The sequence below is a fragment of the Ruegeria sp. HKCCD7303 genome (assembly GCF_013111185.1).
Taxonomy (GTDB): domain Bacteria; phylum Pseudomonadota; class Alphaproteobacteria; order Rhodobacterales; family Rhodobacteraceae; genus Ruegeria.
The window spans coordinates 49,199-71,416 of the sequence record NZ_WVRE01000006.1 but is presented as its reverse complement, the minus strand read 5'-3'; the positions used below and the strand labels follow the sequence as shown (position 1 = coordinate 71,416).

Annotated in this window: 20 protein-coding genes and 1 tRNA gene; 15 read left to right on the top strand and 6 right to left on the bottom strand. The window is 57.6% G+C overall.

Annotated elements, in window-relative coordinates; genetic code table 11:
• Window positions 1-47 precede the first annotated feature (47 nt).
• Entirely contained in the window at window positions 48-2,234 is a 2,187-nt protein-coding gene (gene uvrB / locus GS630_RS15590) for an excinuclease ABC subunit UvrB (protein ID WP_171620927.1), read from the bottom strand.
• A 269-nt stretch (window positions 2,235-2,503) separates the two neighbouring features.
• On the opposite strand from uvrB, the gene GS630_RS15585 reads away from it, so the two are divergent.
• The 13 genes from GS630_RS15585 to GS630_RS15525 all read left to right on the top strand — a co-directional run bounded on the left by GS630_RS15585 (window position 2,504) and on the right by GS630_RS15525 (window position 14,417).
• Window positions 2,504-2,815 carry an ETC complex I subunit gene (locus GS630_RS15585; protein ID WP_171105518.1) on the top strand — a complete coding sequence of 104 codons (312 nt, stop codon included), beginning with the start codon at window positions 2,504-2,506 and terminating at the stop codon, window positions 2,813-2,815.
• Complete coding sequence (locus GS630_RS15580; RefSeq protein ID WP_171620926.1) at window positions 2,816-3,292, top strand: GNAT family N-acetyltransferase; 477 nt, start codon at window positions 2,816-2,818, stop codon at window positions 3,290-3,292.
• Between the two features lie 21 nt (window positions 3,293-3,313).
• Window positions 3,314-3,390 (top strand) — tRNA-Arg (locus GS630_RS15575).
• Window positions 3,391-3,832: 442 nt separating this feature from the next.
• Window positions 3,833-4,846, top strand: a complete 1,014-nt coding sequence (gene iolG / locus GS630_RS15570) for an inositol 2-dehydrogenase (protein ID WP_171179321.1) — start codon at window positions 3,833-3,835, stop codon at window positions 4,844-4,846.
• 124 nt (window positions 4,847-4,970) lie between these two features.
• A complete protein-coding gene (locus GS630_RS15565; protein ID WP_171239051.1) occupies window positions 4,971-5,891 on the top strand; it encodes a sugar ABC transporter substrate-binding protein in 921 nt (306 codons plus the stop codon).
• 68 nt (window positions 5,892-5,959) lie between these two features.
• Window positions 5,960-7,066 carry an ABC transporter permease gene (locus tag GS630_RS15560; protein ID WP_171179325.1) on the top strand — a complete coding sequence of 369 codons (1,107 nt, stop codon included), beginning with the start codon at window positions 5,960-5,962 and terminating at the stop codon, window positions 7,064-7,066.
• Window position 7,067: 1 nt separating this feature from the next.
• Complete coding sequence (locus tag GS630_RS15555) at window positions 7,068-7,889, top strand: ATP-binding cassette domain-containing protein (RefSeq protein ID WP_171179327.1); 822 nt, start codon at window positions 7,068-7,070, stop codon at window positions 7,887-7,889.
• 153 nt (window positions 7,890-8,042) lie between these two features.
• On the top strand, window positions 8,043-9,875 hold the full coding sequence (gene iolD, locus GS630_RS15550) for a 3D-(3,5/4)-trihydroxycyclohexane-1,2-dione acylhydrolase (decyclizing) (RefSeq protein WP_171620925.1): 1,833 nt from the start codon (window positions 8,043-8,045) through the stop codon (window positions 9,873-9,875).
• On the top strand, window positions 9,872-10,771 hold the full coding sequence (iolE, locus tag GS630_RS15545; RefSeq protein ID WP_171179331.1) for a myo-inosose-2 dehydratase: 900 nt from the start codon (window positions 9,872-9,874) through the stop codon (window positions 10,769-10,771). Before iolD ends, iolE begins: the two co-directional genes overlap by 4 nt.
• Window positions 10,772-10,819: 48 nt before the next feature.
• A complete protein-coding gene (locus GS630_RS15540; protein WP_171620924.1) occupies window positions 10,820-12,001 on the top strand; it encodes a phytanoyl-CoA dioxygenase family protein in 1,182 nt (393 codons plus the stop codon).
• Between the two features lie 48 nt (window positions 12,002-12,049).
• Entirely contained in the window at window positions 12,050-12,856 is an 807-nt protein-coding gene (gene iolB, locus GS630_RS15535; protein ID WP_171179334.1) for a 5-deoxy-glucuronate isomerase, read from the top strand.
• Window positions 12,853-13,611: an SDR family NAD(P)-dependent oxidoreductase gene (locus GS630_RS15530; protein WP_171179336.1), complete on the top strand. Its 759-nt coding sequence runs from the start codon at window positions 12,853-12,855 to the stop codon at window positions 13,609-13,611. The genes iolB and GS630_RS15530 overlap by 4 nt, the downstream gene beginning before the upstream one ends.
• 26 nt (window positions 13,612-13,637) lie before the next feature.
• The gene (locus GS630_RS15525) at window positions 13,638-14,417 is read left to right on the top strand and encodes a TIM barrel protein (RefSeq protein WP_171179338.1); all 780 of its coding nucleotides are present in this window, start codon (window positions 13,638-13,640) and stop codon (window positions 14,415-14,417) included.
• Between the two features lie 15 nt (window positions 14,418-14,432).
• Here the strand turns inward: GS630_RS15525 and GS630_RS15520 are convergent, their stop codons facing one another.
• From GS630_RS15520 to iolC, 3 genes are read right to left on the bottom strand one after another with little or no spacing between them, the layout of a single operon-like run.
• On the bottom strand, window positions 14,433-15,272 hold the full coding sequence (locus GS630_RS15520; RefSeq protein ID WP_171179340.1) for a class II fructose-bisphosphate aldolase: 840 nt from the start codon (window positions 15,270-15,272) through the stop codon (window positions 14,433-14,435).
• Window positions 15,269-16,105: a 5-deoxy-glucuronate isomerase gene (locus tag GS630_RS15515; RefSeq protein ID WP_171620923.1), complete on the bottom strand. Its 837-nt coding sequence runs from the start codon at window positions 16,103-16,105 to the stop codon at window positions 15,269-15,271. Before GS630_RS15515 ends, GS630_RS15520 begins: the two co-directional genes overlap by 4 nt.
• Before the next feature lie 9 nt (window positions 16,106-16,114).
• Window positions 16,115-17,095, bottom strand: coding sequence for a 5-dehydro-2-deoxygluconokinase (gene iolC, locus GS630_RS15510; RefSeq protein ID WP_171179345.1), 981 nt, complete (start codon window positions 17,093-17,095; stop codon window positions 16,115-16,117).
• A 111-nt stretch (window positions 17,096-17,206) separates the two neighbouring features.
• On the opposite strand from iolC, the gene GS630_RS15505 reads away from it, so the two are divergent.
• Entirely contained in the window at window positions 17,207-18,310 is a 1,104-nt protein-coding gene (locus GS630_RS15505) for a Gfo/Idh/MocA family protein (RefSeq protein WP_171179347.1), read from the top strand.
• A gap of 38 nt (window positions 18,311-18,348) precedes the next feature.
• Complete coding sequence (locus GS630_RS15500; protein WP_171620922.1) at window positions 18,349-19,482, top strand: Gfo/Idh/MocA family protein; 1,134 nt, start codon at window positions 18,349-18,351, stop codon at window positions 19,480-19,482.
• On the opposite strand, the gene GS630_RS15495 is transcribed toward GS630_RS15500, so the two are convergent.
• Both GS630_RS15495 and GS630_RS15490 read right to left on the bottom strand, forming a co-directional pair.
• Entirely contained in the window at window positions 19,483-20,481 is a 999-nt protein-coding gene (locus GS630_RS15495; protein ID WP_171179351.1) for a LacI family DNA-binding transcriptional regulator, read from the bottom strand. It abuts the gene before it with no gap.
• 657 nt (window positions 20,482-21,138) lie between these two features.
• Window positions 21,139-22,212 (bottom strand): BMP family ABC transporter substrate-binding protein, encoded by a 1,074-nt coding sequence (locus GS630_RS15490; protein WP_171179353.1) that lies wholly within the window; start codon window positions 22,210-22,212, stop codon window positions 21,139-21,141.
• Window positions 22,213-22,218: the final 6 nt, after the last annotated feature.

The following is a 22,218-nucleotide window of genomic DNA, read 5'->3' as shown; positions in this document are numbered from 1 at the left end:
TAAAGATCACGACAACCAGGCATTCTGCAGGGTGAACTGTGTGGCTACTACCGCTTCCGCCTCTTCACATTCCCGCCCCGCTGCCCCGGCCTGCCAGCCGTTGACCGCCCGCGCGATTTCACTGCGACTTCCGAGGCTTTCTCGACCGCCCATTGCCGTGCCATGGGGTCGTCGGCGACGGCCAGGTCGACCGCTTCCAGACGTTTGATCTCATCCCGGATATTGGCGGCCTCTTCGAATTCCAGGTTCTCGGCGGCTTTGCGCATTTTCTCGCGCAGCCCGTCCAGATGCGCTTCCAAATTCGCGCCGTGCATCGGTTTGTCGATGGTGGCGGTGACGCGGTTCATGTCGACGTCGCCTTCGTAGAGGCCGGCCAGAACGTCCTCGACATTCTTTTTCACCGTCTCAGGCGTGATGCCGTGTTCCTCGTTGTAGGCAAGCTGTTTGGCACGGCGGCGGTTAGTCTCGTTCAGCGCGCGCTCCATCGAACCGGTGATCTTGTCGGCATACATGATCACCCGACCATCGGCGTTGCGCGCGGCACGACCGATGGTTTGAACCAGAGAAGTCTCGGACCGCAGGAAACCCTCTTTATCCGCGTCCAGAATGGCGACCAGACCGCATTCCGGGATGTCGAGCCCCTCGCGCAGCAGGTTGATGCCGACCAGCACATCGAACGCCCCCAGCCGAAGGTCGCGCAGGATTTCGATGCGTTCCAGAGTGTCGATATCCGAGTGCATGTAACGCACTTTGATGCCCTGTTCGTGCAAATATTCGGTCAGGTCCTCGGCCATGCGCTTGGTCAGCGTGGTGACCAGCGTGCGGAACCCATTGGCGGCAACTTTGCGCACTTCGTCCAGCAAGTCGTCGACCTGCATGGAGACCGGGCGGATCTCGACCTCGGGGTCCAGCAGGCCGGTGGGGCGGATCACCTGTTCGGTGAAGACGCCGCCGGTCTGTTCGATCTCCCACTTGGCGGGGGTGGCCGAGACGAAGACGGATTGCGGGCGCATGGCGTCCCATTCCTCGAACTTCAGGGGGCGGTTGTCCATGCAGGACGGCAAGCGGAACCCGTGTTCCGCCAGCGTGAATTTGCGTCGATAGTCGCCCCGGTACATGCCGCCGATCTGCGGAACGCTGACGTGGGATTCGTCGGCAAAGACAATGGCGTTGTCGGGGATGAATTCGAACAGGGTTGGGGGCGGTTCACCCGGAGCGCGGCCCGTGAGGTAGCGCGAATAGTTCTCGATCCCGTTGCAGACGCCAGTGGCTTCGAGCATTTCCAGATCGAAGTTGGTGCGCTGTTCCAGACGTTGGGCCTCCAGCAGCTTGCCTTCACCCACCAGTTGATCGAGCCGGATACGCAGTTCCTTTTTGATGCCGATGATCGCCTGCTGCATCGTCGGTTTTGGCGTCACGTAGTGCGAGTTTGCGTAGACCCGCACTTGCTCCATCGTGGCGGCGCGTTCCCCGGTCAAAGGGTCGAACTCGGTGATCTGTTCCAGTTCCTCGCCGAAGAACGACAGTTTCCAGGCGCGATCCTCAAGGTGGGCGGGCCAGATTTCCAGTGAATCGCCCCGCACCCGGAACGATCCACGCTGAAACGCCTGATCGTTGCGACGGTATTGCTGGGCGACCAGATCGGCCATCACCTGCCGCTGGTCGTATTCATTGCCGACTTTCAGATCCTGCGTCATCGCCCCATAGGTCTCGACCGAGCCGATACCGTAGATGCAAGACACTGACGCCACGATGATCACATCATCGCGTTCCAGCAGCGCCCGCGTGGCCGAGTGGCGCATCCGGTCGATCTGTTCGTTGATCTGGGATTCTTTCTCAATGTACGTGTCCGAGCGCGGCACATAGGCTTCGGGCTGGTAGTAATCGTAATACGAGACGAAGTATTCCACTGAGTTTTCGGGGAAGAAGCCTTTGAACTCTCCGTAAAGCTGCGCCGCCAGTGTCTTGTTTGGGGCAAGAATGATGGCTGGGCGCTGGGTTTCCTCGATCACCTTGGCCATGGTGAAAGTTTTACCCGTGCCGGTTGCCCCCAGCAGAACCTGATCGCGCTCGCCGTCCAATACGCCGCCAGCCAGTTCCTTGATGGCCGTTGGCTGGTCGCCCGCGGGGTTGAATTCGGTGTGCATCACAAACTGCTTGCCGCCTTCCAGTTTCAGGCGCGCGCGCACATCTTCGGCGGTCAGTTGGGTTTTGTCGGAATGGGCGTAAGGCATCGGCAGGCTCCGCAATCAGGCCCCTACATTTGTTCTTATTTTGTCCGTCTGCAAGGGCTGATCCAGAATCATTGTGCTCTACGCGGCCTGATGTCTTGCGACTGATGATTCATCGAGATGCCTCGCCGTTTGATGTATCTCTGGTTTATCTTAGACTAATGACAATTTCTGACATCAGTGTGGGGGTAAAAGCCGCGACAATTGCAATCTTGCCCCCGGGCACGCTCTGACGCATAAACAGCTCAGCCAAGTGAGTACGGAGAGGCGACATGCGCGCACGGATTTACCAGCCTTCGCGAAACGCGATGACTTCGGGGATGGCCAAGACCCGCAAATGGGTTCTGGAATACGCCCCGGCCTCGGCCCGTGAAGTTGATCCGCTGATGGGCTGGACGTCGTCCAACGATACGCAGACTCAGGTGCGCTTGAAATTCGACACCAAGGAAGAAGCTTTGGATTACGCCAAGGACAACGGCATCGAAGTTCAGGTCAGCGAGCCGCACAAACGTAAGCCAAATCTGCGTGCCCGTGGCTATGGCGAGAACTTTGCTACCGACAGGCGCGGTCCCTGGACTCACTAAATGATCGACATTCGTAAGGCCGACCCGACCTCGGACGCGCTTCGCGCCGTGGTAGATGCGCATTTCTCCCATAGCGAAACGGCAGGCCCTGCCGAAAGCAACCATACAATGGATGCTGAGTCGCTGGCGGGGCCCGGGATTCGGTTTTGGGCGATTTACGAGGGTCAGCAGCCCTTGGGGTGTGGCGCGCTGAAGATGCTGCCGGACGGAACCGCCGAGGTGAAGTCCGTGCACATTCTGGCACAGGCGCGGGGTCGTGGGTTGGCGCGACTGATGATGCAGCACATGGCTGACATTGCGCGCGCCGAGGGGATTGAAGCCCTTGTTCTGGAAACCGGTGCCGCACATCTGGCGGAATATGATGCGGCACGTAAGCTCTACGAGGCTTTGGGTTATTCCTATTGCGAGTCGATCTTTGGGTACGAGGCCGATCCCAACAGCGCATTCATGCGCTTGCCTCTTGAACCCTGCGGGTAAAACCAGCAAGAAGGGCGTAGCGGTCCCTTAGCTCAACTGGATAGAGCAGCTGACTTCTAATCAGCAGGTTGAGGGTTCGAGTCCTTCAGGGATCGCCATTTTCACAAGTTGCGCACTGAAGTACGGCTGCATCTGCGCTTGCAGCCGTGAAAAAGCCCTATAGCAAGGCGGCTCTGACGTTTGCTGGCCTGTGTTCTTGCCAAATCAGAGTTAGCCAAGCCATCAATAGTTTAGGAAGAATAAAGGGGCTGGACGAGGGGGTCATGCCAGCCCCTTTTAAGGGGTCACAGAGTGGTAGTGTGTGTTCCTTAACTGAAACGTACCCTGATTCACCGCGTTCGGAAATTGGGGGATTCCCGTAGATGTGAAAATACGCGGATTTCGGCGTACACGGCATTGCATGAAGACTTCCCCAGGCCCCTTTAGGGCAATCGTTTCGAGAGTTCTGTCGCGAAATCTCAAGTCTGTTGAAAAAAAATATTGCAACCGGTTGCAAAGAGAATCATTGTTACGCCCAATACCAAGATTCGGGAGAGTTGCATGTTGAAGGTAGGTTTGCTGGGCGCTGGGCGCATCGGACGTGTACATGCGCAAGCCATTTCGGCCCATTCAAACAGCAAACTCTGTGCAGTCTCAGACGCTGTACCGGAAGCGGCAGAAAGCCTTGCTAACGAATATGGGGCGCAAGCGCGCGGATCGGATGAGATCATAGCAGACCCCCAAATTGATGCGGTTTTGATCGCAACCCCGACGGATACGCATTCCGACCTGATTGAGACGGCGACCGCTGCTGGCAAGGCGGTTCTGTGTGAAAAGCCAGTTGACCTGAGCCTGGACCGTGCCGTGCAATGTTTAAAAACAGTGTCCGGGCGGGGTAAGCCTGTGATGATTGGGTTTAACCGGCGATTTGACCCGCATTTTTCGGCGCTGAAAGAAAGTTTGGAGGCGGGCGAAGTCGGCACAGCCGAGCTGCTGTCGATTACATCATTTGATCCTGCGCCTCCGCCGGTCAGTTATGTAAAAGTTTCAGGCGGGCTGTTTCGGGACATGATGATTCATGATTTCGACATGGCGAATTTTTTGATGGGGGATGTGCCGCATACCATCTCGGCCGTCGGATCGTCGCTTGTCGACGCCGAGATTGGTGCAGCCGGCGATGTGGATACCGCTGTGGTGACAATGACTTACGCAGATGGTCGTATTGCTGTCATTAAAAACTCGCGCCGCGCGGCCTATGGGTATGATCAACGGGTCGAGTTACTGGGTTCCAAGGGCTTGTTGCAGGTACATAATGCGCTTGAAAATACCGTGGTCAAATCAACGGCCGAGGGCGTTGTTGGGGCGAAGCCAACCTATTTCTTTCTGGAACGCTATATGCCCGCTTACCGGGTAGAATGGGCTGCTTTTGTCAAAGCTGTTGCGAATGGGTCGGACGTGCCGGTTTCGTTGAAGGATGGCGTTGCCGCGCTTGCCATGGCCGAGGCCGCCACCCTGTCAATGCACTCCGGGAAACCGGTTCGGATGGAAGAAGTTTTGAAACCGGTTGCAAAATGATCGAAATTCTTCAAACTTACGTCAGCTCGGTTTTGCGCCGCAGCCAATCAGATTCGGCACAGCCGGATGATCGGGGCTGGTTCCCCGACGGAAGATCAGACTGAAATCATGGGAGGAACCTGAAATGAAGAAATTTGTGAAAGGCGCGCTTGCTGCCGGGGCTCTGGCCCTGGCCACTCCTGCGTTTGCGCAGGAAATCGTGGTTGTGTCACACGGCCAGGCCAACGATGCGTTTTGGAACGTTGTGAAAAACGGGGTCGAGCAGGCCGGTAAGGACGTCGGCGTGAATGTGGAATATCGCGCGCCGGAAACCTTTGACATGGTGGCCATGTCGCAATTGATAGATGCAGCGGTGAACCAGGAGCCTGACGGCCTGATCGTCTCGATCCCGGATGCGGATGCGCTTGGCCCCTCAATTGAACGCGCGGTTGCCGCCGGTATCCCGGTGATCTCGATCAACTCGGGTTCGGATGTCTCGAAAGACCTAGGTGCGCTGCTGCATGTGGGTCAGGACGAATTTGACGCCGGCAAGGCCGCTGGTGAAGAACTGGCAGCTATGGGTGGCAAAACGGCGATCTGTGTGAACCACGAAGTGGGCAACGTTGCGCTGGACCTGCGGTGTGCAGGTTTTGCGGAAGGTTTCGGTGGTGATGTCGAAGTTCTTCCGACCTCGAATGACCCGTCGGAAATCGAGTCGAAAGTTGCCGCTGCTCTGGCTGCAAACGAAGCGGTCGACACTGTGATGGCATTGGGTGCAAGCTCGGCCGGTGAGCCGACCGTTGCAGCCGTCAAAGGCTCGGGCCGGGATGTAAATGTTGCGTCCTTCGACCTGTCGGCCAACTTCCTGCAGTCGATCGCGGACGGCGATGCAGCATTTGCCATCGATCAGCAGCAGTATCTGCAGGGGTACCTGTCGGTGAACTTTATGGGCCTGCACGCGAAATATGGCCTGATGCCCGGCGGCAACGTTCCTTCGGGTCCCAACCTGGTGACTCAGGAGAAGGCCGCTCAGGTGATCGAACTGTCTTCGCAGGGCATTCGCTGACCCATTCCGGAACCTGAACAAATCGGGGCGGCGCAGCAGCGCCGTTCCCACCCAAATGGGAGGAAACGATGAGTGACTCAGCTCAAGTCGCCGGGGACGAAAGGGTCAAAAAAGAACCTTTCATGACCAAACTCATGAAACGGCCCGAACTCGGTGCGATGGCCGGTGTTGTCCTGGTGGTTATCTTTTTTGCCATCACAGCAGACGACTCGATGTTTACCCTGGCCGGGATCATGAACTTCATGACACCTGCGGCGCAGTTGGGAATTCTGGCCATCGGTGCCGCGCTTCTGATGATCGGAGGGGAGTTTGACCTGTCCATCGGCTCGATGGTGGCGTTTGCGGGCCTGTTCTTTGGCGTCTGTGTGGTCACTTGGCAGTTGCCACTGATCGTTGCGATCCCAATGACTTTTATCTTTGCAGCTTTTGTCGGGGCAATAAACGGAAACATCGTGATCCGGTCAGGTCTGCCATCCTTCATCGTGACCCTGGCTTTCCTATTCATTCTGCGCGGTCTGTCGTTGGTTGGCCTGAAGGCCGCCACCGGAGGATCGACGCAGTTGCGTGGCGTTCGTGACGTGGTTGAGAACGACTGGCTGGCTCCGTTCTTTTCAGGCGAGGCTTTCGGCGGCCTGTTTACCTGGCTGGCCGAGAAAGGCATGATCGATACCTTCAAAAGTGGTGCGCCCAAGGTGCCTGGCATCCCGGTTGAAATCCTGTGGTTCATTGTTCTGGCGCTTGCAGCAACTTACGTGCTGCTGCGAACCCCGGCAGGGAACTGGATTTTCGCGTCGGGCGGCGACAGCACGGCGGCGTCAAACTCTGGTGTGCCGGTGAACCGGGTCAAAGTTTCGCTGTTTATGCTGACCGCCTGCTGTGCCGCACTGGTCGCCATCATTACCGTGATCGACGCAGGCTCGACCGACGCACGTCGTGGCTTCCAGAAGGAATTTGAGGCGATCATCGCCGCCGTGATTGGTGGCTGTCTGCTGACAGGCGGTTATGGTTCGGCCATTGGCGCGTTTTTTGGTGCGATCATCTTCGGTATGGTTGTCATCGGTCTGACCTATACAGACTTCGATCAGGACTGGTTCCAGGTTTTCCTTGGCGCGATGCTGTTGATTGCGGTTCTGTTCAACAACGCGATCCGAAAGCGCGTAACCGGGGAGCGCTGATATGACCGAAGATACCAAGTTCCACCACGGCGATGCGGCAGCGGATGTGGCGCCCATCGTCGAAATGAAGAACATCGAAAAGCACTTTGGCAACATCATCGCTTTGGCGGGCGTCAGCTTTGACGTCAAACCGGGAGAATGTCATTGCCTGCTGGGCGACAACGGTGCAGGTAAATCAACCTTCATCAAGACCATGTCGGGCGTGCACAAACCCACCAAGGGCGAGATCTTCTTTGAAGGCAAGCCGCTGCATTTCGACACGCCTCGGGATGCGATGGAGGCGGGCATTGCGACCGTGTTCCAGGATCTGGCCATGATCCCGCTAATGAGTGTCACGCGCAACTTCTTCATGGGTCGCGAACCGACCAAGGGCAAAGGCCTGATGAAGCGGTTCGATGTCGAACAGGCGAATGATGTTTGCATGGAAGAGATGCGCAAAATGGGTATCAACCTGCGTGGGCCGGATCAGGCCGTGGGCACTTTGTCTGGCGGTGAGCGGCAGACCGTCGCCATTGCCCGCGCCGTGTATTTCGGTGCCAAGATTCTGATCTTGGACGAACCGACCTCGGCCCTTGGGGTGCGTCAAACCTCGAATGTTCTGGCAACCATCGACAAGGTGCGCAGCCAGGGGGTTGGTGTGGTCTTCATCAGCCATAACGTGCGCCACGCTTTGGCGGTGGGTGACCGGTTTACCGTGCTGAATCGCGGCAAAACGCTGGGCACGGCGACCCGTGGTGAGATTACCCCCGAACAGTTGCAGGACCTGATGGCCGGTGGTCAGGAAATGGCCGAGCTGGAAGGGTCTTTGGGCGGTACAGTCTAAACTTTGAAAACCTGGATGCCCCTCGGGGGGCATCCGACCGGGCGGTGACACCTGAGCTCACACTCAATTCAGGCTTGAGGCATTGGCCTGACATCTTCGTAAAAAAGCAACCTGTGGGCCGCTGGCAGCGGTTTCAAGTTGAAAGGGATCATGATGAGCAAGACAGTCCGACTGACCGCGGCGCAGGCTCTGGTGCGCTATCTTGGGGCGCAGATGAACGAGGCCGGAGAGCCCTTTATCGCAGGTGTCTGGGCCATTTTCGGCCATGGCAATGTTGCCGGGTTGGGTGAGGCGCTGCATGGTGTGAAAGACAGCCTGCCCACCTATCGTGGCCATAACGAACAGACCATGGCGCATTGCGCGATTGCCTATGCCAAGCAACTGGGCCGCAAACGGGCGATGGCTGTGACCTCGTCGATCGGACCGGGGGCGACCAATATGGTTACCGCTGCCGCTCTGGCCCATGTGAACCGCCTGCCTGTTTTGCTGCTGCCCGGCGACGTGTTTGCAACCCGTGGGCCCGATCCAGTGCTTCAGCAACCCGAAGTATTCTCGGATGGAACCATCAGCGCGAATGATTGTTTCCGACCGGTCAGCCGATATTTCGACCGCGTCACGCGCCCGGAACACCTACTGACGGCCCTGCCGCGTGCCTTTCGTACCATGACAGACCCGGCCGACTGCGGCCCGGCCACCTTGGCCTTTTGCCAAGATGTGCAGGCCGAGGCATATGATTATCCCGAAAGCTTCTTCGAGCCGCGCGTCTGGTATCAGCGTCGCATTCGCCCGGATGAGGGTGAGCTGGCGCGGGCTGTGGCGGCAATCAAGGCGGCCAAACGCCCTGTGATCGTCGCGGGAGGCGGCGTGCATTATTCGGACGCAACCGCCGCGCTACAAAGCTTTGCCGAGGCGCACAACATCCCGGTGGCCGAAACACAGGCGGGCAAATCCGCATTGGCATGGGATCATCCGCTGAACGTCGGACCCATTGGTGTGACCGGTGGCGAACCCGCCAACAACATCTGCGCCGAGGCTGACCTTGTGCTGGGCGTTGGTACCCGTTTTCAGGATTTCACCACCGGGTCTTGGGGCTTGTTTGCCAACCCCGAGCGGGCTCTGATCAGTTTGAACACCGCGGCCTACGACGCCGAAAAGCACGGGGCGATGCCGCTGCAATCTGACGCGCGCGTTGGTCTGAATGAACTGGCCGAAGCGCTGGGTAACCATCGTGCGCCGGACCTGCCTGCGACGTTGAAGTCCGATTGGTTTGGCAAGGTTGATGCGCTGACCGATGCACCAAAGGACAGCAACGCGCTGCCGACGGATATGCAGGTGATCGGCGCGGTACAGCGGGCGGCCGATGCAAACACCGTTGCGATGTGTGCCGCAGGCACAATGCCGGGCGAGTTGCACAAGCTTTGGAAAGCACCGGGCCCTGGGGCTTATCACATGGAATACGGTTTCAGCTGCATGGGCTATGAAATCGCGGGCGCGATGGGGATCAAAATGGCCCAGCCGGATCGGGATGTGATCTGCTTTACCGGTGACGGCACTTACATGATGGCGAATTCCGAAATGGCGACGGCGGCGATGATGGGGATTTCCTTCACCGTTGTTGTTACCGACAACCGAGGTTTCGGCTGCATCAACCGCTTGCAGATGGGCACGGGCGGGGCGGAGTTTAACAACCTTCTCGACCACACAGTCCACGAAACGGCTTCTGCCATCGACTTTGCAGCCCATGCGGCAGCGATGGGGGCGACCTCGGTCAAGGTCAGCTCGATTGCCGAGCTTGAGGACGCGCTGGCCAAACGTTCAGACGTCAAAGGCCCATACGTTGTGGTGATCGACACCGACCCGTACCCCTCGACCGAATATGGCGGAACGTGGTGGGAAGTGGCTGTGCCCGAGGTCAGCATCCGACCCGAAGTGAATGAAAAACGCGCGGCTTATGAGGTCGCCATCAAGGAAAGAAACACGAAATGAGCGTGAAGATCGGTATCTCTCCGATTGCTTGGCAGAATGACGACCTGCCTGATCTGACTGCGGCCTATACGATGGAGCAGGCGCTGAAAGAAGCGCGCGAGATTGGCTATACCGGCGTCGAGCGCGGCCAGCGGATGCCCGGCGACACCGAAGGCTTGCGTGCCTATCTGGACGCCAACGACATCGCGCTTTGTGGCGGATGGTGTTCGGGCGCAACCTTAGTCAACGACTTTGATGCAGAGGTTGCGGCTGTTCGTGAGCAAGTTGAGCAGTTTGTTGCGCTGAACAGCCCGTGCATCGTTTATGCCGAATGCTCCAATACCGTTCAGGGGCAGATTGGAACGCCGGTTAATGCCCGCCCCAGATTGTCCAAAGACGAGGTTCTGGCCTATGCGGCCAAGCTGAGCGAGTTGGCCAAGTGGACGGCAGATCAGGGTATGCCGATGGCGTATCACCATCACATGGGCACGATCATCGAAAGCGAGGATGAGGTAAACTGGCTGATGGAAGGCTCGGGTCCCGAACTGAAGCTGTGTTTCGATACCGGCCATTTGCTGTTTGGCGGTGGCGACGTGATGGCTACGCTGAACCGCTGGGGTGACCGGGTGCATCACGTTCACTTCAAAGACATCCGCCCTGACGTTGTGCAGGACACGCGTGAGAACAACCGCAGCTTCCTTGATGCAGTGATCGCAGGTGCCTTTACGGTACCCGGCGATGGCTGCATCGATTTTCAGGCCGTGGCCAATGCATTGAAAGCGATGGATTACAACGGTTGGATCGTGGTCGAGGCAGAACAAGACCCCGCCAAGGCGCCGCCCTACGAGTACTCCAAAATGGGATACGATCACATCGTCGAGGTTTGCGGCAAAGCAGGTTTGGAAATCAGCGCTTAAATCATCGCCCCACGGGGCAACACCGAAGCCATGAGAGAGGAGTATGTCATGGTCCATCAAGAACTTGGGTATGTCGGCTATTTCGACCGGGAATCCTGCGATCTGGATGAATTCAAGGTGTTGACCTCACAAAACCTGACAGCCGATGCGGTCCCACACACGGCGTCGGTGGAAAAGAACGTGCCAGTCTACGATATGCACGCTCTGCGTCCTGCGTTGGAGAGGGCGGATGAAAGAAGATCTCTGCTGGCAGAATGGGCGCGCGTGCTGGACAAGTCGGCGGGCGTAGTTGTTCTTAAGGGCGCTTTTGCGGACACGTCCGTGATCGATCGGGCGACTGACGTTTTCCAACAGATTATTGAAGAAGAACGTCAGTGCGCGGGTGGGGAAGGTGACCATTTTGCGGCCTCGGGCGCAAATGACCGAATTTGGAATGCGCTGCAAAAACAGTGCTTTCGCGACCCCGAAGGCTTTGCACTTTATTTCGGGAATGTGGCCATTGCTGCGGCCTGTGAAGCATGGCTGGGGCCAAATTACCAAGTGACCGCGCAGGTCAATCAGGTGCGCCCGGGCGGTAAAGCACAGCAGGCGCATCGGGATTACCATTTGGGCTTCCAAACGGCCGAGAGCGCTGCGCGGTATCCGGCGCATGCCCATCTGGTGACAGCGTCGCTGACCTTGCAGGGGGCAGTTGCGCATTGTGACATGCCAGTGGAAAGCGGACCAACCAAACTGTTGCCGTTCTCTCAGCTTTACCCACCGGGATACCTGGCTTTTCACGACGCAGCTCACCGCGCATATTTCGAGGAAAACTACATTCAGTTGCCGCTTGAAAAGGGTGACGCCGTTTTCTTCAACCCGGCGTTGTTTCATGCGGCGGGTGAGAACAGCAGCGCGGATATTCAGCGGATGGCGAACCTTCTGCAGATATCATCCCCTTTCGGGCGCGCGATGGAGATGATTGATCGGCATGCCATGTCGCTGGCAGTGTTCTCGTCCCTTGCCGCTCTGAAGCAACGTGGAGAGCTGGGCACGGCAGAGTTGGATGCAGCGATTGCCGCAACTGCTGAGGGCTATCCGTTTCCGACCAACCTGGACACGGACCCACCGGTTGGCGGCAACGCGCCCGACAGTCAGGCTGATATTTTGCACCAAGCTGTATCGGATGGCTGGACCAAGGCACAGCTGTCTGACGCGCTGTCCGCCTTGCAATCACGACATGCCGCCTAAGGCCTAAACGGGCGGGCCTGAAAGCCCGCCCCAATAAGGAGAAAAAGAATGGCTGACCTGCTCAAGAAACCTTTCGGAACCCGTGGCAAGGTGCATGACATCACGCCTGCCAGCGCCGGATGGCGGTACGTGGGTTTTGGGTTGTATCACCTAAAGGCCGGGGACCGGGCAGCCGAGGTCACGGGGGACCGCGAAGTCATTCTGGTGATGGTCGAAGGCAAGGCGAAAATCACCGGGGCAGGTCAGGATTGGGGTGTGTTGGGCGAGCGGATGAACGTATTCGAAAAGACGCCACCGCATTGTCTGTACCTGCCCAACGGCACCGAATGGGAAGCTGTCGCCGAGACCGATTGCGTTTTGGCCGTCTGCTCAGCGCCGGGCAAGGGCGGTCATCAAGCGCGCCGGATCGGGCCTGATGGCATCACGCTCACCGAACGTGGCAAGGGTGTGAACACGCGATATATCAACAACATCGCGATGGAGAACGAGGACTATACCGATAGCCTGCTGGTGACAGAGGTCTTCACACCAAACGGGCACTGGTCTTCGTACCCCAGTCATCGCCATGACGAGGATGATTTCCCCAGGATCACCTATCTGGAAGAGACCTACTACCATCGGCTCAACCCTGCGAACGGGTTCGGGATACAGCGCGTTTATACCGATGACGGTCAGCTGGATGAAACGATGGCCGTATCCGATGGCGATGTTGTGACCGTCCCGCGCGGTCATCACCCTTGCGGCGCACCCTATGGGTTTGAGATGTACTATCTGAACGTCATGGCGGGACCTCTGCGGAAATGGCGATTTGTACCGGCCCCCGAGGTCGAATGGATCATGGAGCGTGACGGATGAGCAAAGATTTCGCCAATTACCCATGCCTTGCAGGAAAGACGGTTTTCATTACAGGAGGGGCCGGGGGGATTGGTGCGGAAACTGTTCGGGCCTTTGCCGAACAAGGGGCAAAGGTCGGGTTTCTGGACCTCAATGCGGATGCCGGACTTGCCTTGTTGTCGGATCTAGAGGGCGAGCACGCGTTTGCCCAATGCGATTTGCGCGACATTGAGGCGATGAACGCCGCGATGGGGCAATTGGTTGAAGAGTTGGGCGAAGCGGATGTGTTGGTCAACAATGCCGCCCATGATGACCGCCACGACTGGCGCGATGTGACGCCCGAGTATTGGGATGAGCGTATGGCGACCAATATTCGCCACATGTTTTTTGCCATTCAGTCGGTGGCTCCCAGCATGATTGCGAAGGGTGCGGGTTCGATCATAAATATCGGGTCGAATTCATGGTGGGAGGCCGGAGCGGGTTTTCCCGCTTATGCCACCGCCAAATCCGCAGTCCACGGCCTGACACGGACCATGGCGCGCGAGTTGGGGGATCACCGCATTCGCGTGAATGCGGTCGTGCCCGGCTGGATCATGACCGACCGTCAGAAAGACCTGTGGGTCACGCCCGAAGCGCTGGCCAAGCAGGTGGACCGGCAGTGCCTGCCGGACCCGATTGAACCGGTTTATGTCGCCCGAATGGTTCTGTTTTTAGCTTCAGACGACGCAGCCATGTGCAGCGCCGGGAACTTCATGGTCGAGGGCGGTTCGATCTGAACCTTTTGGGAAATTGGAGCGTTCACATGTCTCAACCCTTTCAGCTTGCGGCATGTGCCGAGATGCTGTGGCCGGACAAACCCATGGACTGGCGTGCCGCGCGCCTGACCGAGATGGGGTTTGGTGTGGGGCTTTGGAACTGGCCAGATTGGGATCTGGGCAAGCTGGAACGCGTTGGTGCGAACTATACGATCATGAACGGGTATCTTCAGGGTCGCCTTGCGGACCAAGAAGGCGCTGACATGTTGCTGCGATCCGCGCGCGAGACAGCTCAGATCGGTAAGCGCCTGGGCGTGGATCGTCTGAACCTGCACGGTACAGGCTTGGGAGATGGTGGAATTCCAATCCGGCAGTACGAGGTCGTGACCGGAGACATGTGGCTGAAGGCACGGGACACATTGCAACGCATCTGTGATCTGGCAGAGCAGGAAGATGTTGTTTTTACGTTGGAAAATCTGAACCCGCTGGACCATCCCGGCTGTCCTTTTGGGTCGACCGGGGATGTTCTGGCGCTTGTGTCCTCGGTCAATCATTCACACCTGCGCATCAATCTGGATCTATACCATACGCAGATCGGTGAAGGGGATCTTGTCCGTTGGTGCAAGAAATGCCTGCCATGGATCGGTGAAGTTCAGGTTGCTGACAATCCCGGCCGGTGTGAACCCGGAACTGGAGAGATCAATTATGCCGCCGTTGCACGGGCGTTGGATGACATGGGGTATCGCGGACCTGTCGGCCTAGAGGCTTTTGCGGCGGGCGACCCGGAAACGGCGCTTGAGGCCTTCCGGGCTGCCTTTACAATCTAAGCATGTTTGGGCGCTTTATCTTTGAGGTGGCGCGCCAAAGGCACGGATCACGGTGCGGGCAGCGGCCTCGACCGGGTCGTGGGTTTCCTTCAGTATGGTGACCCGATCAAACCTTTCAGGATCACGATTGACGGCGTCACGCATGGCGTGACCAAACGCCATGCGCAGTTCCGTTCCGATGTTGAACTTGCAAATCGAGGTCTCTCGCGCCAGTTTCATGCGCTGTTCCACCGGCACGCCTGACCCGCCGTGAATGACCAAAGGCACCTCGGTCAAGGCATCAATCTCGGCGATGCGCGCCTCATCCAAGCCCCCTTCTTTGTTCTGCTGCAAGTGAACATTGCCGACTGAAATCGCCATCGCGTCCACCCCGCTTTCACGAGCAAATATAGCGGCTTCCTCGGGGTCCGTTCCGTTCGATCCTTCGCCGCCAGAATATCCGACAAAGCCGATTTCGCCCTCGCAGGAAATCCCCGCTGCGTGGGCCATTTCGGCAATCGCGGCGGTCTCGTCGATGTTCTGTTGAAGCGGCTTGCGCGACCCATCGAACATCAGGGACGTAAACCCACTGTCCAGCGCGATCTTGCAGTCTTCATATGTGTAACCATGGTCCAGATGCGCAACGACTGGAACCGAAGCGTTTTCGGCCAGATAGCGGAACATTTTGCCCAGAATGGGCAGTGGTGTGTATTCGCGACAGCTGGGTCCGGCTTGCAGGATCACTGGCGCATTCTCGGCTTCGGCAGCGGCCACGTAAGCGCGCATGTCCTCCCAACCGAGTGTAACCAGCCCGCCAACGGCGTAACCCTGTTCATAGGCAGGTTGCAGGACGTCTTTCAGTGTGACCAGGGTCATTTGAACTTCGCGATCATGTCTTTGATGCCTGGAATCGTTTCGATCTGATAGGCATGTGTGGGTTGGAAATACTGCACCAGCGAGCGTTGGCTCAGCCCGCCGAGGATGGTGAAGTAATACATCTCATACCCCGGCAGAACGCAGCAGGGATGGTAGCCCTTGTCGATGCAGATCGTGGAGCCATCGACGATGTGATAGGCGTCGCCGGGCTCGTTGTCCTCGCGTTGCAGCATCTGTAGCCCCGAACCCCAGTTGGGTTTGAAACGGAAATTATAGGTCTCGTCGTGTCGCGTTTCGTCCGGCAGGCGGTTGGTGTCGTGCTTGTGGCTGGGAAACCCCGACCAGCCGCCCTGACCGACGGTAAACAGCTCACTCACCAACAGGCGACCGACTTTGTCGTGTTGCTTTTGGCCTAGTATGTGCTTGATCTTACGGTGTGTTTTGGTGTCGTCGCTGCCGTATTGTACAAGGTCATGATCACGCACATCGAACGGGTCCAGGACCTTGTCGTATTTGGCGCCGGCAATGAACACTTCGGTTTCATCCGACACGCAGGCCATCTGCACTTTCGCACCGACGGGCACATAAATGCCCTCGGGTTCTCCATCCCAGACATCTTCGCCCCGGTTGCCCAGCTTCGGGAAGGCAACGCCTTCGACGTCCACATCGACGCTGCCGGTGGCTGGCACGATGCAGGTCTCGTAGCCGGGAACCTGATATTCGAACGCCTCGCTCTTTTTCAGTTTGACGATGTTGAAATAGTTCAGCGGGACCGCTGGGTCATCGATGTCAACGATGGGTTTGTTCTGATTGTCAAAGGGCGCGATGTGCATGGGAGTCTCCTATGTGGTCGGGCCGGGGTGTGAGGCAAGGAACGCGTCCAGTTCAGCGGTCGTGGGCATGGCGGGCGCACAGCCCGGTTGAGACACCACAATCGATGCGCAGGCTGAGCCGCGCATGACAGCATCCTTCAGGTCATGGCCCGCGGCAATAGAGGCCAGCAGTCCCGCCATAAAACTGTCGCCTGCCCCATTGGGTTTGACAGCGGTGACCGGATAGATGCCGGTTTCAATCTCTTGCCCGTCCACCAACGTGACGGCACCTTTTTCGCCCATTTTGTAGATGACGATCCGACCGGGTTTTTCCGCCAGCTCTTTGGCCTTGGCAAAGCCCTTGTCGATACCGCCAGCCATGAACCCGAACTCTTCGTCATTGCCGACGATCAGATCGCTGGCTTCACCGGCCCGTGACAGGACCTCGGCGGCCACCTCGGGCGAAGGCCAGCTATAGGGGCGGTAGTCGATATCGAAGATGATTGGCAGGTCAACGGCTCGGGCGTTTTCGAACGCACGGAATGTGGCGCTGCGCGATGGTTCGGAGGCAAAGACTGTGCCTGCCGATATGACTGCCGAAAAGGACGAATAATCAACCTTGTCCATGTCCTCTTCAGTGACCTGAAAATCGACAGCCCCATTGCGGTAGATGACATTCTGAAAGTTCTCGATCCGGCTTTCGTAGACGGCCAAAGACATGCGGTATTCGCCGCCCAAAACGCGGATATAGGTGGTGTCTACGCCATAGTGGCGCAGACGGTTCAGGCAGAAGCGACCGACCGCATCGTCTGAGACTGACGTGATCAGAGAGGCCTGACTGCCCAGTTTAACCAATCCGGCGCAAATGTTCGCGGATGAACCACCCAGATCGGCATGGAACGTGTCGGCATCCTCGCTTTTGACGCCGATCGGATCTGCATACAGGTCCATTCCTGCGCGTCCCAGAACGGCAAAGCGGTTTCCTTTGATACCGTCTATCAGAGCGCTCAAGTCATGTCCTCCGGTAAAGTGGGTCGGCAAAGTTTGGACCTTGCGTTGAATCGATTCACACGATACTCATTTTGCAACCGGTTGCAAATAATATGTTCGGAGCCGTTGCAGATGCCTGAAATCGGAATTGGAATTGTGGGTGGCGGCTATATGGGCAAGGCTCATTCCGTTGCCATGTCGGCCGTTGGCGCGGTTTTTAACACCGCATTGAGGCCCCGGCTTGAGGTCATTTGTGCATCCAGCCCCGAAAGCGCCGAACGTTACCGGACGGCCTATTGTTTTGCGCGCGCGACCGACGATTGGCGCGTTTTGGTGGAAGACCCGAGGGTCGAGGCCATTGTGATCGCTTCACCGCAATCCACGCATCGTCAGATCGCCGAAGCAGCCTTTAGTCTGGGCAAGCCCGTGTTGTGTGAAAAGCCTTTGGGTGCATCGCTTGAAGACAGTCAGGCCATGGTAGCAGCGGCCGATGCTGCAGGCGCTGTGAACATGGTAGGGTTCAACTATATTCGCACACCCGCCAGCCAGTATGCCCGCCAGCTTATAGTCGATGGAGAGATCGGCGACATCACGTGGTTCCGGGGTGAGCACACCGAAGACTTTTACGCCGATCCTCAGGCACCAGCCACGTGGCGGACAACGGGCATGGCCAATGGCACAATAGGAGATCTTGCGCCGCATATGGTGAACGGAGCGATGGCCCTGGTTGGTCCGATTGCGCAGGTGATGGCCGATGTGGAAACCGTGCATAAAACTCGGCCAGGTGGTGAGGTCACAAATGACGACCATGCCCAGATGATGTGCCGGTTCGAAAACGGCGTTATGGGCAACCTGTATTTCAGCCGCGTCGCGACGGGCCGTAAAATGGGCTATGCTTATGAAATATCAGGTACAAAAGGCGCAATCCGGTTCGATCAGGAAGACCAGAACGCGCTTTGGCTGTATAAGCGAGAGGGGCCCGAAGCTGCGCGCGGGTTCACTAAGATCCTGACAGGTCCTGCGCACCCGGACTACGAACCTTTCTGTCAGGGCCCTGGTCATGGCACCGGCTATCAGGACCAGATCATCATCGAGGCTAAGGACTTCCTTCAGGCTATCCATACCGGAGAAGCGATTTGGCCAACCTTCCGTGATGGGCATGAGGTAAACCGCGTTCTGGCCGCCGCCTTGGCGTCGTCAGACCAGCGGCAATGGAAAGACATCAGCGATTTCTGATCGCTCAATCTATGAAATTCTAAAGAGAGACGATGACCATGGCTAAGTTGAGATGGGGCATGATCGGGGGCGGTGAAGGCAGCCAGATTGGGCCTGCCCATCGCTTGGGTGCTCAGGCTGACGGACTGTTTGAATTTGCTGCTGGCGCGCTGGATCACCGGCCCGAAGCGGGCCGCGAGTATGCGCAACGACTGGGCGTTGCTGCCGATCGCGCCTATGGCAACTGGCAAGAGATGCTGGCGAGCGAGAAAGACCGGGATGATCGAATTGATCTGGTGACCATCGCCACGCCAAACTCGACCCATTTCGAGATCGCCAAGGCGTATCTCGAGGCGGGCTTCAACGTGTTGTGCGAAAAGCCGATGACCATGACGGTAGAAGAGGGCGAAGAGATCGTCCGCGTCGCTGAAGCTTCGGGCAAGATCTGCGCGGTGAACTACTGCTATTCCGCGTACCCAATGGTACGTCAGGCCCGCGCGATGGTGCGTGCAGGCGACATCGGTAAGGTGCGTCTGGTCGTTACCAATTTCAGCCATGGTCATCATGGCGATGCGACCGACGCAGACAACCCGCGTGTTCGCTGGCGCTATGATCCTGCGATGGCAGGTGTCTCGGGGCAGTTTGCCGATTGCGGTATCCATGCACTGCACATGGCCAGCTTTATCTGCGATGACGAGGTGAAGACCCTTTCCGCCGATCTGGCCTCGACCATCGCCAGTCGTGAACTGGAAGACGATGCAATGATCAACTTCCGGATGGAAGGCGGCACAGTCGGGCGTCTCTGGACGTCATCGGTGGCAATCGGGCGGCAACATGGCTTTGATATTCAGGTTTTTGGGGAAACCGGCGGGCTGCGCTGGGCATCCGAGCAACCTAATCAGTTGATCTATACCCCGGTGGGTGGGCGTACCCAGATCATCGAAAAGGGCGAGGGCGGTCTTCACGACGAGGTTCAGCGATTGTCTCGGGTCGCAATCGCGCACCCAGAAGGGTTCCCTTTGGCCGTAGCCAACATCTATTGCGATCTGGCCGATGCAATTCGCGGTGAAAGCCGGGATGGCTTGCCCGGAGCCGCAGATGGTGTCAGGTCCATCGCAGCTGTCCATGCGGCTGTTGCTTCGGGCAAAGCGGATGGTGCGTGGCAGGATGCCCGTCCACCAATGTTTCGCTGATCAGGGGCGGGGCCGCAACGTGCCCCGCTCAATCACCCGGCAAGGGAAAATACGGGCCTCGGGATAGCGCTGGGGCTCTTTCAACATCTCGACAACCAGATCGACGGATGAGGTAATGATCTGCTTGATCGGCTGGTGAATCGTCGTCAGATCGATGCTTTCCCAGCGCGACATTTCCATGTCGTTCAGGCCGATGATTCCGACATCTTTGCCCGGCCGCAAACTGTGATCTTTCAACGCTGACAGTGCGCCAATCGACAGGATGTCGTCGCCACAGAAATAAGCTTGGGCCGGATTATTGGCCAACAGCCCCAGCATCTCGGTCCGCCCTGCCTCGAAAGAGTAAGCCCCTGCGAAGCAATAGCTTACTTCAATCTCCGGGTGGTCTGCCAGTTCCTCCATGAAACCGCGATGCCGATCCAGGGCCGATGTTGCATCCTCAGGTCCGCCCAGATAACCGACACGCGTGTACCCACGCGCCACAAATTCGCGGGCGGCCATACGTCCGCATTCCACGTTGTCGATGCCCACGACATGCACTTCGGGCGAAGTGGCCGAGCGTCCAAATGTATGCACCACCGGCACGCCGGCATCATGAAACGCCTTGGCAAAGCTAGGTGGCAGCGTCGACGACGCCACGATGGCCGCATCCACCGAATATTGCCGCAGCATTCGGACCGAATTGGCGGGCTCGGTCTCGTCCGTCAGGTTCACGATCAACGGACGCAGGCCGCGTTCCTGCAAGGCACGCGTGAACTGATCGAAGACTTCAAGAAAAATGGGGTTGTGAAAGTTGTTCGAAATCAACCCGATCAGTTTAGTGCGCCCGGTGGTCAGCGACGAGGCAAGTGCATTCGGGCTGTAGCCAAGTTCGCGGGCTGCTTTTTCGACCTTGCTGCGTGTTTTTGCCGAGACCGAAGCGCCTTCGGTGAACGTGCGCGAGACAGCAGATCGCGATACGCCTGCAAGGGCAGCGACGTCTTTTAAGGTCACGCTCACGGGTGGCGTCTCCAACGGCAAAAGGAAAGGGATTTTGAGGTGGTTTTCATTGCCAGATCATTATGCAGTTTCGGTCAACTCCCGCAACCGGTTGCAAAGCAGCGCAGAGCGGACCCGAAATGAGTAAATCTTTTGATGGAACTTGAACACCTTGATCTGAACCAGTGCAGACAATCATATCCCATTGTCTGTTCGTTTGCGTCGGCTCAATTTGCCATCAACGCCTTCACATTTGCGGTGGCCTACCCGATTGGCGGAGAATCCGCATGCCAGAGCTTAGCCATTGGTTCTAAGGGTTCATATGAAGAAACAACCGCAAAACAGGGCCGATAAGTTACAGCATAACTCTTTCAGCTGGCTAATGTTAAAACTGTAGTGCAACAAGACCGCTCTGCATGCGGCAGGCCTTGTCGTTCCAACAACGTTGATTGAGGTGGAAGAGGCGGCACGTGCGCTAAAAGCCAGCGATATTGAAAAGCCGTTTCCTTCGGCTGGCTGTTGGGTGATACCCGCGGCGATTGCGTATCCCATTCTGGAGATCTGGGCCGATGCCCTTCATCAGAATTCAGAACGGTACACCTGACCTGCGTTTTCTAGACACTGCGATGAAAAAAGGCCCGCGTTCGTCGGGCCTTTTCTTTTAGTTATGCCCGCAGCTTACTGCGGAATTTCGCCTTCCAGCCCTTCGACATAGAAGTTCATGCCGGCCAGCGTGCCATCATCGGCCACTTCACCTTCAGCCAGCCAGTCGCTGCCGTCCTGCCTTTTCAGCGGACCGGTAAAGGGGTGGTACTCGCCCGCCGCCATGGCGGCTTTCAGTGCCAGGGCTTCTTCCTTCACATCAGCCGGTACGGCGTCTGAAATCTCGCCGATTGCAACCATGCCTTCGCGGATGCCATCCCAAGTGTTGGCGCTTTCCCATGTGCCATCCATGACGGCTTGGGTCCGGGCAATGTAGTAGGGGGCCCAATCATCGATGATCGACGAGACGCGCGGGAACGGGGCGTATTCGCTCATGTCCGACGCCTGACCAAAGGTGACAACATTGCCAGCCTCTTGTGCAGCCGCCTGCGGCGCGGTCGAGTCGGTGTGTTGCAGGATCACGTCTGCACCCTGTTCGATCAGAACAGTGGCGGCGTCAGCTTCTTTCGCAGGATCAAACCAAGTGTAGGCCCAAACGATCTTGAACTCGACATCCGGGTTCACCTTCTTGGCGTGGATATAGGCCGAGTTGATGCCGCGGATCACTTCGGGGATCGGATACGAACCGATATAGCCGATGATGTTCGACTTGGTCATATTGCCCGCGATGTGGCCCTGAACAGCGCGGCCCTCGTAGAAACGTGCTGAATAGACCGAGACGTTGTCGGCTGTTTTATAGCCGGTCGCGTGCTCGAATTTTACGTTCGGGAACTTCTTAGCCACGTTGATGGTCGGATCCATATAGCCGAACGACGTGGTAAAGATCAGATCAGCGCCTTCCAGCGCCATCTGGGTCATTACACGCTCAGCATCGGGACCTTCGGGAACCGATTCAACAAAGACGGTTTCAACCTTGTCGCCAAAGTGATCCTCGACGGCCAGACGGCCCTTGTTGTGCTCATAGGTCCAGCCGCCGTCGCCCACCGGACCGACATAGACGAAGCCGACCTTGGTTTTGTCTTCGGCCATAGCGCCTGTGGCTAGGCCCAGTGCCATGGCGGCACTTGCCAGAAGTGTAGTGAATTTCATGTGTTA

Coding starts and splice junctions, on each gene's coding strand:
- uvrB (WP_171620927.1), bottom strand. CDS start 2,234: ATGCCTTACGCCCATTCCGACAAAACCCAACTGACCGCCGAAGATGTG.
- GS630_RS15585 (WP_171105518.1), top strand. CDS start 2,504: ATGCGCGCACGGATTTACCAGCCTTCGCGAAACGCGATGACTTCGGGG.
- GS630_RS15580 (WP_171620926.1), top strand. CDS start 2,816: ATGATCGACATTCGTAAGGCCGACCCGACCTCGGACGCGCTTCGCGCC.
- iolG (WP_171179321.1), top strand. CDS start 3,833: ATGTTGAAGGTAGGTTTGCTGGGCGCTGGGCGCATCGGACGTGTACAT.
- GS630_RS15565 (WP_171239051.1), top strand. CDS start 4,971: ATGAAGAAATTTGTGAAAGGCGCGCTTGCTGCCGGGGCTCTGGCCCTG.
- GS630_RS15560 (WP_171179325.1), top strand. CDS start 5,960: ATGAGTGACTCAGCTCAAGTCGCCGGGGACGAAAGGGTCAAAAAAGAA.
- GS630_RS15555 (WP_171179327.1), top strand. CDS start 7,068: ATGACCGAAGATACCAAGTTCCACCACGGCGATGCGGCAGCGGATGTG.
- iolD (WP_171620925.1), top strand. CDS start 8,043: ATGAGCAAGACAGTCCGACTGACCGCGGCGCAGGCTCTGGTGCGCTAT.
- iolE (WP_171179331.1), top strand. CDS start 9,872: ATGAGCGTGAAGATCGGTATCTCTCCGATTGCTTGGCAGAATGACGAC.
- GS630_RS15540 (WP_171620924.1), top strand. CDS start 10,820: ATGGTCCATCAAGAACTTGGGTATGTCGGCTATTTCGACCGGGAATCC.
- iolB (WP_171179334.1), top strand. CDS start 12,050: ATGGCTGACCTGCTCAAGAAACCTTTCGGAACCCGTGGCAAGGTGCAT.
- GS630_RS15530 (WP_171179336.1), top strand. CDS start 12,853: ATGAGCAAAGATTTCGCCAATTACCCATGCCTTGCAGGAAAGACGGTT.
- GS630_RS15525 (WP_171179338.1), top strand. CDS start 13,638: ATGTCTCAACCCTTTCAGCTTGCGGCATGTGCCGAGATGCTGTGGCCG.
- GS630_RS15520 (WP_171179340.1), bottom strand. CDS start 15,272: ATGACCCTGGTCACACTGAAAGACGTCCTGCAACCTGCCTATGAACAG.
- GS630_RS15515 (WP_171620923.1), bottom strand. CDS start 16,105: ATGCACATCGCGCCCTTTGACAATCAGAACAAACCCATCGTTGACATC.
- GS630_RS15505 (WP_171179347.1), top strand. CDS start 17,207: ATGCCTGAAATCGGAATTGGAATTGTGGGTGGCGGCTATATGGGCAAG.
- GS630_RS15500 (WP_171620922.1), top strand. CDS start 18,349: ATGGCTAAGTTGAGATGGGGCATGATCGGGGGCGGTGAAGGCAGCCAG.
- GS630_RS15490 (WP_171179353.1), bottom strand. CDS start 22,212: ATGAAATTCACTACACTTCTGGCAAGTGCCGCCATGGCACTGGGCCTA.